17 protein-coding genes and 1 pseudogene are annotated in these 14,756 nt (G+C 64.2%); 9 read left to right on the forward strand and 9 right to left on the reverse strand.

Annotation, left to right across the window (positions count from 1 at the left end):
* Positions 1-21: 21 nt before the first annotated feature.
* On the reverse strand, positions 22-546 hold the full coding sequence (locus tag DMX11_RS24420; protein WP_110747888.1) for an ankyrin repeat domain-containing protein: 525 nt from the start codon (positions 544-546) through the stop codon (positions 22-24).
* A 266-nt stretch (positions 547-812) separates the two neighbouring features.
* Between DMX11_RS24420 and DMX11_RS24430 the strand changes: the two genes are divergently transcribed.
* The gene (locus tag DMX11_RS24430) at positions 813-1,085 is read left to right on the forward strand and encodes a DUF3509 domain-containing protein (protein ID WP_110747893.1); all 273 of its coding nucleotides are present in this window, start codon (positions 813-815) and stop codon (positions 1,083-1,085) included.
* A 61-nt stretch (positions 1,086-1,146) separates the two neighbouring features.
* Here DMX11_RS24430 and DMX11_RS24435 read toward each other — a convergent pair whose 3' ends face one another.
* From DMX11_RS24435 to aroC, 3 genes are all read right to left on the reverse strand, one after another.
* The gene (locus DMX11_RS24435; RefSeq protein ID WP_110747897.1) at positions 1,147-1,683 is read right to left on the reverse strand and encodes an oxidase; all 537 of its coding nucleotides are present in this window, start codon (positions 1,681-1,683) and stop codon (positions 1,147-1,149) included.
* On the reverse strand, positions 1,683-2,837 hold the full coding sequence (locus DMX11_RS24440) for an MFS transporter (RefSeq protein WP_110747900.1): 1,155 nt from the start codon (positions 2,835-2,837) through the stop codon (positions 1,683-1,685). Before DMX11_RS24440 ends, DMX11_RS24435 begins: the two co-directional genes overlap by 1 nt.
* A 75-nt stretch (positions 2,838-2,912) precedes the next feature.
* On the reverse strand, positions 2,913-4,004 hold the full coding sequence (gene aroC / locus DMX11_RS24445) for a chorismate synthase (RefSeq protein ID WP_110747903.1): 1,092 nt from the start codon (positions 4,002-4,004) through the stop codon (positions 2,913-2,915).
* Positions 4,005-4,178: 174 nt separating this feature from the next.
* Here aroC and DMX11_RS24450 point away from each other — a divergent pair, with 174 nt between their 5' ends.
* Positions 4,179-5,141: an alpha/beta hydrolase gene (locus tag DMX11_RS24450; RefSeq protein WP_110747906.1), complete on the forward strand. Its 963-nt coding sequence runs from the start codon at positions 4,179-4,181 to the stop codon at positions 5,139-5,141.
* Positions 5,142-5,244: 103 nt separating this feature from the next.
* Positions 5,245-6,027 carry a hypothetical protein gene (locus DMX11_RS24455; protein WP_110747910.1) on the forward strand — a complete coding sequence of 261 codons (783 nt, stop codon included), beginning with the start codon at positions 5,245-5,247 and terminating at the stop codon, positions 6,025-6,027.
* 62 nt (positions 6,028-6,089) lie between these two features.
* On the opposite strand, the gene prmB is transcribed toward DMX11_RS24455, so the two are convergent.
* The gene (prmB, locus tag DMX11_RS24460) at positions 6,090-6,998 is read right to left on the reverse strand and encodes a 50S ribosomal protein L3 N(5)-glutamine methyltransferase (RefSeq protein ID WP_110747914.1); all 909 of its coding nucleotides are present in this window, start codon (positions 6,996-6,998) and stop codon (positions 6,090-6,092) included.
* A gap of 179 nt (positions 6,999-7,177) precedes the next feature.
* Here prmB and DMX11_RS24465 point away from each other — a divergent pair, with 179 nt between their 5' ends.
* The 5 genes from DMX11_RS24465 (at position 7,178) to DMX11_RS24485 (ending at position 9,891) form a co-directional block, all read left to right on the forward strand.
* Positions 7,178-7,768 (forward strand): cysteine hydrolase family protein, encoded by a 591-nt coding sequence (locus tag DMX11_RS24465; protein ID WP_110747917.1) that lies wholly within the window; start codon positions 7,178-7,180, stop codon positions 7,766-7,768.
* An 85-nt stretch (positions 7,769-7,853) separates the two neighbouring features.
* Entirely contained in the window at positions 7,854-8,174 is a 321-nt protein-coding gene (locus tag DMX11_RS24470) for a hypothetical protein (protein WP_110747921.1), read from the forward strand.
* A gap of 108 nt (positions 8,175-8,282) precedes the next feature.
* Positions 8,283-8,843 carry a Smr/MutS family protein gene (locus DMX11_RS24475; RefSeq protein WP_110747924.1) on the forward strand — a complete coding sequence of 187 codons (561 nt, stop codon included), beginning with the start codon at positions 8,283-8,285 and terminating at the stop codon, positions 8,841-8,843.
* A 71-nt stretch (positions 8,844-8,914) separates the two neighbouring features.
* Positions 8,915-9,460 (forward strand): GTP cyclohydrolase I FolE, encoded by a 546-nt coding sequence (gene folE / locus DMX11_RS24480; RefSeq protein WP_110747929.1) that lies wholly within the window; start codon positions 8,915-8,917, stop codon positions 9,458-9,460.
* Between the two features lie 59 nt (positions 9,461-9,519).
* Complete coding sequence (locus DMX11_RS24485) at positions 9,520-9,891, forward strand: glutaredoxin domain-containing protein (protein ID WP_110747934.1); 372 nt, start codon at positions 9,520-9,522, stop codon at positions 9,889-9,891.
* Positions 9,892-10,030: 139 nt separating this feature from the next.
* Here DMX11_RS24485 and DMX11_RS24490 read toward each other — a convergent pair whose 3' ends face one another.
* On the reverse strand, positions 10,031-10,633 hold the full coding sequence (locus DMX11_RS24490) for a glutathione S-transferase family protein (protein WP_110747939.1): 603 nt from the start codon (positions 10,631-10,633) through the stop codon (positions 10,031-10,033).
* A gap of 145 nt (positions 10,634-10,778) precedes the next feature.
* Between DMX11_RS24490 and DMX11_RS24495 the strand changes: the two genes are divergently transcribed.
* The gene (locus tag DMX11_RS24495) at positions 10,779-11,969 is read left to right on the forward strand and encodes a benzoate/H(+) symporter BenE family transporter (protein ID WP_110747942.1); all 1,191 of its coding nucleotides are present in this window, start codon (positions 10,779-10,781) and stop codon (positions 11,967-11,969) included.
* 276 nt (positions 11,970-12,245) lie between these two features.
* On the opposite strand, the gene DMX11_RS26545 is transcribed toward DMX11_RS24495, so the two are convergent.
* The 3 genes and pseudogenes from DMX11_RS26545 to DMX11_RS24505 all read right to left on the reverse strand — a co-directional run.
* Entirely contained in the window at positions 12,246-13,127 is an 882-nt protein-coding gene (locus DMX11_RS26545; protein WP_371921804.1) for a methyl-accepting chemotaxis protein, read from the reverse strand.
* Positions 13,107-14,186, reverse strand: a pseudogene (locus tag DMX11_RS26550) (HAMP domain-containing protein); the annotation flags it as partial. The pseudogene DMX11_RS26550 and the gene DMX11_RS26545, both read right to left, overlap by 21 nt.
* A gap of 240 nt (positions 14,187-14,426) precedes the next feature.
* A partial coding sequence (locus DMX11_RS24505; RefSeq protein WP_146230381.1) for an SDR family oxidoreductase occupies positions 14,427-14,756 on the reverse strand: 330 nt, incomplete at its 5' end.

A 14,756-nucleotide genomic window follows, 5' to 3' on the forward strand; every position in this document is an offset into this window, starting at 1 on the left:
GCCGCAAATGCCCCCTGGCGGTTAGCCGGCCAGCACTTGCAACCGCGCGGCAGCATCCACTGCACCCATGGTCTGCGCCGCCATCAGCGCAGTGGCGCCGCGGGCATCCTGGCGCGCCGGGTCGGCCCCCTGGTCCACCAGGTAGTCGAGGATTTCGCAGCGGTTGAACATGGCCGCCAGCATCAGTGCAGTTCGCCCGTCCTGTGCGGCAGCGTCTACCGGCACGCCATGCTCCAGCAGCAGGCGGATCATCGCCAGGTCACCCTTGAACGCCGCACCGGCAATCGGCAGTTGGCCATTGTCATTGGCAATCAGCGGGTCGGCGCCTTGCGCCAACAGCACCCTGACCGCTTCATGGTGGCCGTGGTAGCTGGCCAGCATCAGCAGGGTGTCGCCCTTGTGGTTACGCAAATTGGCTGGCAGGCCGCTGGCAAGCAGGCGCCCGAGCATTTCGGCATCGCCCTGGCGGGCACATTCGAACACTTGCTCGGCAAAGACGGCGGTCTCGTCATTGGTCATGGTGGCGGGCGCGGTTTGGCTGGACATCGGGAACCTCCTGGCAGAAATGATTGCCCAAGTGTTTGTCAGGCACGCCAATGTGGTCAAAGGTTCAGATTCTATTGCACCGATAGGCAAAGCCCCCGCCGTGCAAAATGCACTGTGCAAAATGCACGACCATGCAGCCTGCACGATGCCGCCTCTGACAAAAACCCTTAACCCCCTGTTTTTGCTGGAATTTTCAGACCGCAAGGTTCTGGCACGGTCGCTGCAATATTCAACTCATGTCTGCCACATTACAGCCAGGAGTTGATATGGACCTCATTCAGCAAAAGTTCGTCTCGGTATTTTCGGCCTACCAGGTAAATACCCAAGCCCGCCCCGATGGCGGCGTGCTGCTGACCCTGCGCGCTGCTGATGGCAAGGTTACCCGCCGGGTGCTGACCTATGGCCAACTGCACAGTGCCGAGCAGCTGTCGTGGGCGATCAGTGCCATCCGCCGCGACCTGGCCGAGGAGGCCAGTGAACTGCCAGTGATCAACATGCTGCAAAGCCAGCAGCGCTTTGCCCTGCCGACCTACCGCTGAGTTTTGTAACAGCTGAACTGGCCTCCTTGCGGGTGTGCCCGCGAAGAGGCCGGCAATGCCATTACAACTCGTCGATTCCCGGAAACGCCCGTGAAGTCTCATCCCCGGTAAACTGCGCCTGCACGCCCTGCTCGCTGCCATACAGGCGCAACGCCAGGCAGAACGGCGTCTGACCCAGTTCCACCCAGCGCCGGGTCCCGGCCGGCACTACCAGCTGGTCCCCCTTCTCGCACAGCACCGAATACACCCCATTCGCCAAACGCAGGCCTACCTGCGCCCGGCCACTGACCACGGCAAACACCTCGTCGGCGTCATGCACATGCTCATCACGCACATCGACCTGCGTCGGGTCTTCACCGTCACGGTTGAGCAGCACGAAGGCCTGGCTGCCATGCGCCGTCATCAACTGGTCCAGATAAACACGGCAAGCCTCCAGCACTTCTTCCTGGGCAGTGCCCGGGCGCACCCGCAGCCCATGCTCGGCATGCTCCAGGCGCACGCCGTGCTCGGCGAGGGTGGCGGCAATGTCATCGTGGTGGGTCAGCACCTTGTTCGGCAGGTCCGGGCTGGCGGGGTGGAAAACGCAGAGAATGCTCATCAGGGGCGGGTCCTGGTCGGTTGCGCACAAAGGCCTATGATAACGGCTGCAGCCAAGGCTGCGGCACTGGCCATACCAAAGGTGAAGGTGGGCCCCAGCAGTTTCCAGCTGTAGCCCGAATACAATGCGCCCAGTGCGCCGCCGGTACCTGACAACGCAGCGTACAGGGCCTGGCCCTGGCCTTGCTGGCGGGCGCCGAAACTGGCCTGCACGAAGGCAATGCTGGCTGCGTGGAAGCAGCCGAAGGTGGCCGCGTGCAGCAGCTGGGCGAAGATCAGCACCGCCGGCTCACCGGCCAGGTTGCCCAGCAGCAGCCAGCGCCCGGCCGCCAGCAGGAAACTGGCCAGCAACACCCGCTGTACGCTGAAGCGGGCGAACAGGCGGCTCATCAGCATGAACATCAGCACTTCGGCCACCACGCCCAGGGCCCACAGCAGGCCAATGGCGCCACGGCTGTAGCCCAGGTGCTCCAGGTGCAAGGTGAGGAAGGTGTAGTACGGCCCGTGGCTCAGTTGCATCAGCGCCACGCAGGCATAGAAGGCGACTACCCCGGGTGCCCGCAACTGCTGCAGGAACCCACCCGCATTGCTGCGCTCGCCCTGCTCCACCGGCTGGGCATTGGGCACCCACAGGCTGGCAGCGACGATCCCGGCCATGATCGTGACCAGCGCCACAGGGTAGATGTCCAGGCTCAGCCACTCGAACAGCCGGCCCAGGCCGACCACCGTGAGGATGAAGCCGATCGAGCCCCACAGCCGAACCTGGCTGTACCGGGATGTCTGCCCGTGCAGGTGGGCCAAGGTAATGACCTCGAACTGGGGCAGCACGGCATGCCAGAAAAACGCATGCAGGGCCATCACCAGCGCTAGCCAGGCGTAGCTCTTGCCGAAGAAAATCAGCGAAAAGGTGGCCAAGGTACACAGCGCGCCCAGGCGCACGATCAGCAGGCGCTGACCGCTGCGGTCGCCCAGCCAGCCCCACAGGTTGGGGGCAATGCAGCGCATCAGCATGGGGATGGCCACCAGCTCGCCAATGCGCGCCGGGGAGAAGCCCAGGTGGTCGAAGTACAGCGCCAGGAAGGGGGCGGTGGAGCCCAACAGGGCGAAGTAGAAGAGGTAGAAACTGGACAGGCGCCAGTAGGGAATTGCGGGCATGGATTCAGCCAATCAGGTTGTTTCCTGCACCGGCCTGTTCGCGAACTTGCACGCGAGCAGGCCGGTGCAGACGAATCAGAGCTGGCCCAGCACCGGGGTATTCACGTGCACATCGGCATTCTGCGCACGGTGGCGCAGCAGGTGGTCCATCAGCGCAATAGCCATCATCGCCTCGGCGATTGGCGTGGCGCGGATGCCCACGCAAGGGTCGTGACGGCCTTTGGTGATGACGTCCACCGGGTTGCCATCGACGTCGATGGAACGGCCCGGGGTGGTGATGCTGGACGTCGGTTTCAGCGCCAGGTGGGCAACGATCGGCTGCCCCGAGGAGATCCCCCCCAGGATGCCGCCGGCATTGTTGCTGAGGAAGCCTTCCGGGGTCAGTTCGTCACGGTGTTCGGTACCGCGCTGGGCGACACTGGCGAACCCTGCACCGATTTCAACACCCTTCACGGCGTTGATGCTCATCAGCGCATGGGCCAGTTCGGCATCCAGGCGGTCGAAAATCGGCTCGCCAAGCCCAGGCATGACGCCTTCGGCGACCACGGTGATCTTGGCACCTACCGAATCCTGGTCACGGCGCAGCTGGTCCATGTAGGCCTCCAGCTCCGGCACTTTGTCCGGGTCGGGGCTGAAGAAGGCGTTCTGCTCCACCGACTCCCAGGTTTTGAACGGGATTTCGATCGGGCCCAGCTGGCTCATGTAGCCACGCACGGTGATGCCCTGGCTGGCCAGGTACTTCTTGGCGATGGCGCCCGCGGCTACGCGCATGGCGGTTTCGCGGGCCGAGCTGCGGCCGCCGCCGCGGTAGTCGCGGATGCCGTACTTGTGGTGGTAGGTGTAGTCGGCGTGGGCCGGGCGGAACAGGTCCTTGATCGCCGAATAGTCCTTGGACTTCTGGTCGGTGTTGCGGATCAGCAAGCCGATCGAGCAGCCGGTGGTGCGGCCTTCGAACACGCCGGAGAGGATTTCAACCTCGTCGGCCTCCTGGCGCTGGGTGGTGTGCCGGCTGGTGCCGGGCTTGCGCCGGTCGAGGTCGTGCTGCAGGTCGGCGAGGGAAATTTCCAGGCCCGGTGGGCATCCATCGACAATGGCGACCAACGCCGGGCCATGGCTTTCGCCAGCGGTGGTGACAGTGAACAGCTTGCCGTAGGTATTGCCGGACATGGACGCTCCGCGAGATCTGCCTGAAATGGACGAAAGCGGCAGTATACAGATGCTTTGCTCGCCTGTGCTGGCTCTTGACGTGTGCCCGCTCTCACAGCACCGCCACCCGCTGCCCCCCCCAGAACCTTCCCGCAAACATTGGGTCAAACCTCCATCTCCCCATGTAGTAACCGCATGATGTCGCGCCTCGTCGCCTTTCTCCTCCTGCTGTGCACCGGCCTGGCCCAGGCAGCGGCCCCTACCGTGCTGCAACGCCCAATCGACCTCGACACCGGCCGAGGCGTGCTGCACGGCAGTTTGCTGCTGCCACAACAAGCCACCCCGCCCCCCGTGGTGCTGATTATCGCCGGCTCCGGCCCTACCGACCGCGACGGCAACAACCCGGCGTCCGGCAGGGTCGACAACCTCAAGCGCCTGGCCCTGCTGCTGGCCGGCGAACACATCGCCAGCGTGCGCTATGACAAACGCGGTGTGGCCGCCAGCCAGCCGGCGACACCCGACGAGCGTGATCTGACCGTGGAGCGCTACGTGGCCGATGTGGTCGCCTGGAGCCACAAGCTCAAGGCTGACCCGCGCTTCGGCCCGCTGATCCTGATCGGCCACAGCGAAGGCGCGCTGATCGCCAGCCTGGCCGCCGAACAGGCCGGCGCCAGCGCTGTGATCACGCTGGCCGGCAGTGGCCGACCCATGGCCGATGTACTGCGCGAACAGCTGGCCCAACGCCTGCCACCCGCGCAGCTGGCCAGTGGCAGCGCCCTGCTCGACCGCCTGCAGGCCGGGCAGACCAGCCTGGAGGTACCGGCACCACTGCGCCAAGTGTTCCGCCCCAGCGTGCAGCCGTACCTGATATCGCTGTTCCAGCAAAACCCGGCAGCCGCCTTTGCCCGCCTGCCCATGCCGGCGCTGATCGTGCAGGGTCGCAACGACGTGCAGGTCGACGTGGCCGATGCCGAGCGCCTGAAAACGGCCAAGCCGGATGCGCAACTGGTACTGATCGACGGCATGAACCATATGCTGCGCATCAGCCCCAAGGACATGAGCCAACAACGCGACAGTTACCTCAACCCCGAATTGCCGCTGGCGCGCGAGTTGGGTGAGCAGATTGTGATGTTCATCCAACATTTGCCATCGGCCTGACCCTCAGGTCTTGGCCAGGACGGCCGATAATTGCGGTATTAGCGGCGCGTTGGGCCTGCTCACGCAGCCCCTGCCGCCTGCCCGTATCCAAGGACAAGCCCTGATGACCACCGCCCCCGTCGCCGCAGAACCGGCCGAAGAACCTCAGCAAAGCCCTGCCCTGCCCTGGGCCGAGCTAACCGCCGAACACTTCCAGTTGCTGCGCCTGGCCGCCCTGCCCATCGACCGCAGTACCGGTGCGCGGCCGCTGCGCTTTGTGCAGTTTGGCTACGCCGAGCGCCACGACAAGGCGCACAGCCTGCTGCGCATGGAAATCACCCTGCCTGGGCAGAAGGTACACAAAGAGCAGAACCGCCTCGACATCCGCGTCGACCATGCCGAACGCCGGGTACGCATTGGCAGCGAACACGGCCTGCAAATTGAGCCGGTCAACCGTGGCATCGGCCGCTTCATGCTGGCCCAGGCCGCGCAATGGTTGCAGCGCAAGTGGTCGCACTATCAGGTAGAGGGCATGGCGCTGCCGAGCAAGGATGCGCTGAACGAGGATTCACGCCTGCGTCGTGACAACTGCCTGCGCGGGGTGGGGATCGAGGTGGAGTACGAGGACAACCAGCACTTGAAGGGCCGCACCGTGGACATGCCGGCAGGCCAGTTGAAGGCGGCCTGGAACAGTGAGCGCTTGCAACGGGTAGAGATCCTGGATGCCGCCCACCTTCTGCAGCAGGCGGACCAGCAGCTGCAGGAAATGGAAGGGCAGCTGCGCGAGCGGGATGAGCGAGTGGCCAAGTACCGTCGCGAGGATGGCGGCTTGCGCTTCACCATTACCTGCCTGGTGGCGTTTGCAATGTTCCAGGCGGGGTTGCTGATCTGGATTGCCACCCGCTGACACCGCGTCGCCTGCTTGCGGGCAAGCTCGCGAATGGGCTGCAAAGCAGCCCCCCTTCGCCATCAGACCCGGGCTTTGAACAACTCCTGATGCCGGCGGCACTGCTCGGCCGTCAGCATGAACACCCCATGGCCGCCGCGCTCGAATTCCAGCCAGGCAAAGTCCACCTCAGGGTAGAGCGCCTCGACATGCACTTGGCTGTTGCCCACCTCGACAATCAGCAAGCCCTTGTCCGTCAGGTGGTCGGCCGCTTCGGCCAGCATGCGCCGTACCAGATCCAGGCCATCGTTGCCGCAGGCCAGGCCAAGCTCTGGCTCGTGGTGGTATTCGGCCGGCATGTCGTCGAAATCTTCGGCATCGACATAGGGCGGGTTGGACAGGATCAGGTCGAAACGCTGCCCCGGCAAGCCGGCAAAGCCATCGCCCTGCACGGTGTACACGCGGGTGTCCAGGCCATGGCGCTCGATGTTCTGGTTGGCCACTTCCAGGGCCTGGAACGACAGGTCGGCCAGCACGACCTCGGCCTCGGGGAACACGTCGGCAGCCACGATGCCGATGCAGCCCGAGCCGGTACACAGGTCGAGGATGCGCGCCGGCTCGCTGGCCAACCAGGGTTCGAAGCGCTTTTCGATCAGCTCGCCAATCGGTGAGCGCGGCACCAGCACCCGCTCGTCGACAATGAACGACATGCCGCAGAACCACGCCTCACCCAGCAGGTAGGCCGCTGGCACGCGTTCTTCGATACGGCGCTTGAGCAGGTGCTGCAGGCGTACCCGCTCGTCGTCCTCGAGCATGCAGTCCAGGTAGCTGTCGGCCACCTCCCATGGCAGGTGCACCGCGCCCAGCACCAGCAGGCGGGCCTCGTCCCAGGCGTTGTCGGCACCGTGGCCGAAGAACAGGTCGTGCTCGTGGAAGCGGCTGACCGCCCAGCGGATATAGTCGCGCAGCGTGCGCAGACGGGATGTGATCACGGGGTACTCCTAATTCAGACCGGACAAAAGTCTAACAGCCCGGGGCTCACATTTGTTCCATCGGATCGTCTGCGGGCTAGCCACAAGCCAGTAACCATGCCGCTTGCGTTGTCAACCATTCCCATTGGCGCCAAGGCAAGGGAGAATAGGTGTACAAAAGCCCTTCCAAGGAGCCCTTGATGTCCGTTCCAACCACGATGTTCCGCCTCACTGGCCGCGACTACCCGCCGGCCAAGCTGAGCCACGCCAGCCTGATCATCATCGATGCGCAAAAGGAGTACCTCAGTGGTCCCCTGCAGCTGTCGGGCATGGACGAGGCCGTGGCCAACATCGCCAGGTTGCTCGACGCCGCGCGCAAAAGCGGCCGTCCGATCATCCATGTTCGCCACCTGGGCACGGTGGGTGGCCGCTTCGACCCACAGGGGCCGGCTGGCCAGTTCATTCCAGGGCTGGAGCCACTGGAAGGCGAAATCGTCATCGAAAAGCGCATGCCCAACGCATTCAAGAACACCAAGCTGCACGAAACGCTGCAGGAGCTGGGCCACCTGGACCTGATTGTCTGCGGTTTCATGAGCCACTCCAGTGTCAGCACTACCGTTCGCCGCGCCAAGGACTATGGTTACCGGTGCACGCTGGTGGAAGACGCTTCGGCAACCCGCGACCTGGCGTTCAAGGACGGGGTGATCCCGGCCGCGCAGATTCACCAGTGCGAAATGGCCGTGATGGCCGACAACTTCGCTTGCGTGGCCCCTACCTCCAGCCTGATCTGAGGCGCTGGCACGACCGCCCGGCAGCCGGGCGGAACCCGATGGGCGGCAGCAGGTCGAATTCCGGATATCCACAGAGGAGAGCGGAATGAAGCTCAAAGGCAGTTTCGACGCCAAGCGCCTGCGCCCGCGCCAACCGCGTAACTGGGGCGCGCGCCTGGCAGCCGGCCTGTCGGCCCTGCTGGCGACCCTGGGCGTGCTGCTGGCCATGGCCGGCGTCGCCGGGCTGCTGGGCAACTACCCTGCCCTGCAGGAACTCAATGCCAACAAACCGTTGTCCGGCATCCTGACCGTCGTCGGCCTGCTGCTGCTGTGGCTGGGCGTACGTTTCTGGCGGCGCAGCCGCATTCGTTTGCGCCGCGGGCGCGAGCTGAACCTGTCCCCCCACCTGATGAAAAAACACGACTGAAACGCTGCTTGCGCGGTGGTTGTGGCGGTAGGTTCACCCGCGAAGAGCCAGCACAGGCTGCACACCGCCCCACAGTCGCGTAAACTACGCCGCCCACGTGGAGGCACCATGCAAGACGACGATTTTTCCCTGTTCAAGGCCGAAGTGCGCGGCGTGAAGCCGATCCGCCACGACCGCGCCGAAGTCGGCAAGCCCAAGGCCGACCGCCAGCAGCTGGCCGGCCTGCGCCAGGCCGCGACCGTACGCAGTGACAAGGCCCTGGTCATCGACGGCATGTCCGACCAGTTTGTCATCGACGTGGGCGCCGAAGACGAACTGATGTGGCGCCGCGACGGCGTGCAGGAAACTCAGCTGCGCAAGCTCAAGCTGGGGCAGATCCCGTTCGAAGGCAGCCTCGACCTGCACGGCATGACCGTGGAAAAGGCCCGTGAAACCCTGTGGGACTTCATCGCCGAAGCCACCAAGCTCGAAGTCCGCTGCGTGCGCGTGACCCATGGCAAGGCTGCGCGCCTCGATGGCAAGCGCCCGATGATCAAGAGCCACGTCAACACCTGGCTGCGCCAGCACCCGCAAGTGCTCGGTTTTGCCTCGTGCAGCGCCCGCCACGGCGGCACTGGTGCGGTGTATGTGATGCTCAAGCGAACCATGCTCGAAGGCCGCGACGAGTAACGCCGCGCTTGCAGCGCCGCGCGCAGCGCCGTACCCTTCGTTTTTGCGTTTTTTTCCCCACAGGTAGATCCATGTCCCTGGAACAGAACTACACCGAGATCCTCAGCCAGCTGGGCGAGGACGTCTCCCGTGAGGGCCTGCTCGACACGCCCAAGCGGGCTGCAAAGGCGATGAAGTACCTTTGCCGCGGTTATGAGCAAACCCTGGAAGAAGTCACCAACAACGCGTTGTTTAGCTCTGATAACAGCGAAATGGTACTGGTCCGGGACATCGAGCTGTATTCGATGTGCGAACACCACATGCTGCCGTTCATCGGCAAGGCGCACGTGGCCTACCTGCCCAAGGGCAAGGTACTGGGCCTGTCGAAGGTGGCGCGCATCGTCGACATGTTCGCCCGTCGCCTGCAAATTCAGGAAAACCTCAGCCGCCAGGTGGCCGAGGCGATCCAGCAGGTTACCGGTGCCGCCGGCGTGGCCGTGGTCATCGAAGCCAAACACATGTGCATGATGATGCGCGGCGTCGAAAAACAGAACTCGACCATGATCACCTCGGTGATGCTGGGTGAGTTCCGCGAAAATGCTGCCACTCGTAGCGAGTTCCTCAGCCTGATCAAGTGATTGGCTGTTGACCCCGAGCCGACCCCTGCGGGTCGGCTTTTGCATTTCAGGAGTTGCCCATGATCGTCAAAGCCCTGCGGGTTGGCCTCGGCCAGCTCATCGTGTTCGGTGACTGGATCAGCCGCCCGGCCAAACGCAAGCGCGACGCCGCCGCCCAGGCCCGCGTCGAGCAAGCGGCCAAGGGCCTGGCGCTGTACCAGTTCCATGCCTGCCCATTCTGCGTCAAGACCCGCCGCACCCTGCACCGCCTGAACGTGCCAGTGGCGCTGCGCGATGCCAAGAACGACCCGCTGCACCGTCAGGCCCTGGAAGAAGGCGGCGGTCGGGTGAAAGTGCCGTGCCTGCGTATCGAAGACGCTGGCAAGGTGACCTGGATGTACGAGTCCAAGGCCATCATTGCTTACCTGGATGAGCGGTTCGCGTCGGCCTGACGGTTGTTAGGCATCCTGTTCTGGCCCTTTCGCGGGTAAAACCGCTCCCACAGGCACCCACAGTATTGAGCCCTGTGGAACCTCAGTGGGAGCGGGTTTACCCGCGAAGAAGCCGGTACAGGCTAAAGATAAATCTGGACTATCCCACCATCGGCACATGCCGGGGGTGGCTGCTGACCCGCTCCAGCCAGGCCCTTACCGCCGGGTACTCTGCCAGGTCGAACCCGCCCTGCTGCGCCACATGGGTGTAGGCGTACAACGCCACATCAGCAATCGAATACTGCTCGCCGACCAGATACGGCGTCATCTGCAACTGCCGCTCCATCACCTTCAGCGCCTTGTAGCCGCCCTTGTGCAGCTTGCGGTATTCCTCCAGGCGCTCGTCCGGCAAGCCCAGGTAAAACTGGATGAAGCGCGCCACGGCAATGTAGGGCTCGTGGCTGTACTGCTCGAAGAACTGCCACTGCAACACCTGCGTACGCAGCCGCGGCTCGGCGGGTAGGAACTCGCTCCCATCGGCCAGGTAGTTGAGAATGGCATTGGACTCCCATAGGTAGCTGCCGTCTTCCAGCTCCAGCACCGGTACCTTGCCGTTAGGGTTCATCGCCAGGAACTCGGGCGTTTCGGTTTCACCCTTGAGAATGTCCACCGGGTGCCATTCATACGGCCGGCCCAGCAGGCTGAGCATCAGCTTGACCTTGTAGCAGTTGCCCGACTGGTAGTCGCCATAGACCTTGTACATCGCCCCTCCACTGCCAAGCAGTTTTGCAATTGCGCCCAATAGTTGGTGACTGTACGGCTAAATGCAATGGCCGCTGTATGGCAAGGATCAACCTTGCCCGCTGTAGTCTGAAAAAACTGCTTACACCTTTACAAGGATTTTGTTCATGACCGATGCCACTTCCGCACGCCTGCGGCCCTTGGCAGACACCTCCCCGTCGGCGGTGGTCGCCGGCTTTATCGCCATGCTCACCGGCTACACCAGCTCGTTGGTGCTGATGTTCCAGGCCGGCCAGGCGGCCGGGCTGACGACTGCACAGATTTCGTCGTGGATCTGGGCGCTGTCGATCGGCATGGCGGTGTGCAGCATCGGCCTGTCCCTGCGTTACCGCACGCCGATCACCATTGCCTGGTCCACCCCCGGCGCTGCCCTGCTGATCACCAGCCTGGGTGGGGTCAGCTACGGCGAAGCCATTGGTGCCTACATTACCTGTGCGGTGCTGGTGCTGGTGTGCGGCCTGACCGGCAGTTTCGAGCGCCTGGTCAAGCGTATTCCGGCCTCGCTGGCCTCGGCACTGCTGGCGGGCATCCTGTTCAAGATCGGTAGCGAAATCTTCGTGGCCGCGCAGCACCGTACCCTGCTGGTGCTGGGTATGTTCTTCAGCTACCTGCTGGTCAAACGCCTGTCGCCGCGTTACTGCGTGCTGGCCGCGCTGTTGGTGGGTACGGCGTTGTCCGGTGCGTTGGGCCTGCTGGACTTCAGCGGCTTTCACCTGGAAGTGGCCAAGCCGGTGTGGACCACGCCTAGCTTCTCGCTGGCGGCGACCATCAGTATCGGCATTCCGCTGTTCGTGGTGGCGATGACCTCGCAGAACATGCCCGGCGTGGCCGTGCTGCGCGCTGACGGTTATCAGGTGCCGGCCTCGCCGCTGATTTCGGCTACCGGCTTTGCCTCGCTGCTGCTGGCGCCGTTCGGCTCGCACGGGGTCAACCTTGCAGCGATCAGCGCGGCGATCTGCACCGGCCCGCATGCCCATGAAGACCCCGGCAAACGCTACACCGCCGCAGTATGGTGCGGTATTTTCTACGGCATTGCCGGGGTGTTCGGCGCCACGTTGGCGGCACTGTTTGCGGCGTTGCCGAAAGAGCTGGTGCTGTCGATTGCGGCATTGGCACTGTTCGGTTCGATCATGAACGGGTTGACCGTGGCCATGAGCGAGGCGCGTGAGCGTGAGGCGGCGGTGATTACCTTTATGGTGACCGCTTCGGGGCTGACCTTGTTCTCGATTGGTTCGGCATTCTGGGGGATTGTGGCGGGGGTGTTGGCTTTGGTGATTCTGGGGCCGCGTAGGGTATGACGGTAGAGTGGTGTCGAGGGTGAGATCGAGCGCCGCCCGCGCGGCGCATCGCGAGCTACGCTCGCTCCTACGTTTGTTTCGGGCCAATTATCCCTGGGGGTTTTGCGCGCGTACGCCTTGGCGCATGGCGCGGTATCGCGTCCTACAAACAAGGCGGTCGCGCGCGCCTGTCACAGGCGTGACTGGCCCGAAACAAACGTAGGAGCGAGCGCAGCTCGCGATGCGCCGCGCGGGCGGCGCTCGATCTCAAAACACACACATCCCCCGCCAGGCCACCTAAAGCCTGAAATGCCCCACCATCCCCTTCAGGTCAGTACCCAGTTGCGCCAGTTCGATGCTGGAGCGGGCATTGTCCTGCATCGCCAACGCCGCCTGGTCGGCACTGCCGCGGATCTGCGTGACGCTGCGGCTGATCTCTTCCGCGACCGAGCTCTGCTGCTCTGCCGCCGCAGCAATCTGCTGGTTCATCTGCTGAATCAATGACACCGCCGCCGCAATGCTGCCCAGCGCACTTTCAGTCTGTAGCGCATCGGCCACGGCCAGGCGCACCAGCTCGGTACTGCCACGGATCTGCGCCACCGACTGCTGCGCGTTACCGCGCAGGCTGGCAACGAGGGTTTCGATCTGCTCGGTAGACTGCCGGGTACGCCGGGCCAATGCACGCACCTCGTCGGCCACTACGGCAAAGCCACGCCCCTGCTCGCCAGCGCGGGCGGCTTCGATGGCAGCGTTCAGCGCCAGCAGGTTGGTTTGCTCGGCCACGCTCTTGATCACGGCCAGCACGTCACCAATGGTGTGGATCTCGGCGCTGAGGCTGTCGATGCCCGCACTGGCGGTTTCCGCCGCAGCCGCCAGCTGCTCGATGCGCTGCATGCTTTGGCGTACCACCTGCTGGCCAGCGTCTACCTTGTCATCGGCTGCCTGCGCCGCCTGCGCGGCCTCTTCGGCATTACGCGCCACATCGTGCACAGTGGCAGTCATCTGCTGCATGGCTGTCGCCACCTGCTCGGTTTCTTCTTTCTGGCTGCCTACCTCGCGGTTGGTCTGCTCGGTCACCGTCGACAACGCCTCGGCATTCCCGGCCAACTGCTCGATGCCCTGCTGCAAACCGCTGACAATGCCAGAAAGCCCGGCAGCCATCTGTTGCATGGCCTGCATCAGCTGCCCTACTTCGTCGCGGCGCGGCGCCTGGGCATCAAAGCTCAGTTCACCCGCAGCAATGCGCTGGGCGCGGGCGATCACGTGCTTGAGCGGGCCTACCACCGCACGGGTAATCAGCCAGGCCGCCAGCACACCTGCGAACAGCGCCAGCACCGTGGCCAGGCCGATGGCAACGGCATTGCGCTGCAGTTCACCCTGCAGGGCCTGCTGCTGGCCGAGATAGGCCTGGTCGACCCGCCCGGTGGCTTGTTCGGCACTGGCTTGCAACTGTGCCTTCAGGCCCTGCTCGCGGGCCAGCTGGTCGGTGTATTCGTTGAGTTTTTCCGAGAAGCTACCAATGTGCCCGGCCACTTCGCCCAGCACGCTCTGGTAGCCGGCATCGCCGACCGCCCCCTGTAGCTGGCCAACCAGGCTGGCAGCCTCGACGGTTTGGGCGATGCGCTCCTGGCTGACGCCGTCCTCGCCCTTGCGGCTTTTCTCCAGGCGTACCCGGGCTTCATCCATGGCTTGCAGCATCAGCCGCGATACCTGGGCCACCTGCGCGGCCTGTTCCAGAAACTCGCCGCCCTGCTGCCCCTGTGACTGCTTGAGCGTGTAAACGCCATCATCGGCCAACCCGGCTTGCAGCACATCAAGGTTGTTGGCCACGCTGGAAACCGACCAGCTGGCCATGTCCAGCGCCAGCTCCTTGGCCTGCACGGCCTCGACAAACGCCTCGAAGGCCTGGCCGTAGGCGGCAAGGTCGGTTTGTGCCGCCGCCAGCGCTGGCAAGCCCTGAGCGCGGTCGACCAAGCCCTGCAGGCCAGTGCGCAAGGCCTCGACCTGCTGCGGGTCGGAGCGCAGGGCAAACGCCTGCTCGTGCTGGCGCAGGCGCAGCAGGTCGGTATTGAACTGGGCCAGCTGGCGCAAACCCTCAAAACGCTGACTTACGCTGTGCAGCGCGGCAATGCCAATGGCCGCCACCGCCAGCGTCAGCAGCAGCACCAGGGCAAAGCCCAGGCCGAGTTTGCGGGCCATGCCCAGGTTGGCCAGTACGCCGTGCTTGGTTGCGCCCATCGCCAATTCCCCTTCTGCCTGCCAGGTTATCCCGAAGGCCAAGGGTGGCAACGTTGCCAGCCAGTGAACAAGGGGCTGGCGTCAGAATAGTGTCAAATAGCTATGTGCGTGTCGCTATCAGCTTGGTCGAGGTCGCCTCGTGTACCGGAGGACGGGCTGGGCGGGGGAATTCTATCCGTACGCGACAGTGCCGAGCGCGCACGGAGAGGGTCAACGGCGAGGCCGGCGGCGCGTTCCGCCTCAGATTGCCGTCGCGCCACCGTCCACCGTCAGGCAATGCCCGGTGGTGAACGCCGCCCCGTCGCTGCACAGGTACAGCACTGCGCTGGCAATTTCCTCAACCTTGCCAACGCGGCCCACCGGGTGCATGGCGGCAGCGAATTCGGCCTTGCGCGGGTCGGCCTGGTAGGCACGGCGGAACATGTCGGTGTCGATCACCGCCGGGCACACGGCATTCACCCGGATGCCCTTTTTGGCGTACTCGATGGCCGCCGACTTGGTCAGGCCGATCACCGCATGCTTGGAGGCGCTATAAATGCTCATCTTCGGCGCCGCCCCCAGCCCCGCTAC

Source organism: Pseudomonas sp. LB-090624 (assembly GCF_003205205.1).
Classification (GTDB): Bacteria; Pseudomonadota; Gammaproteobacteria; order Pseudomonadales; family Pseudomonadaceae; genus Aquipseudomonas.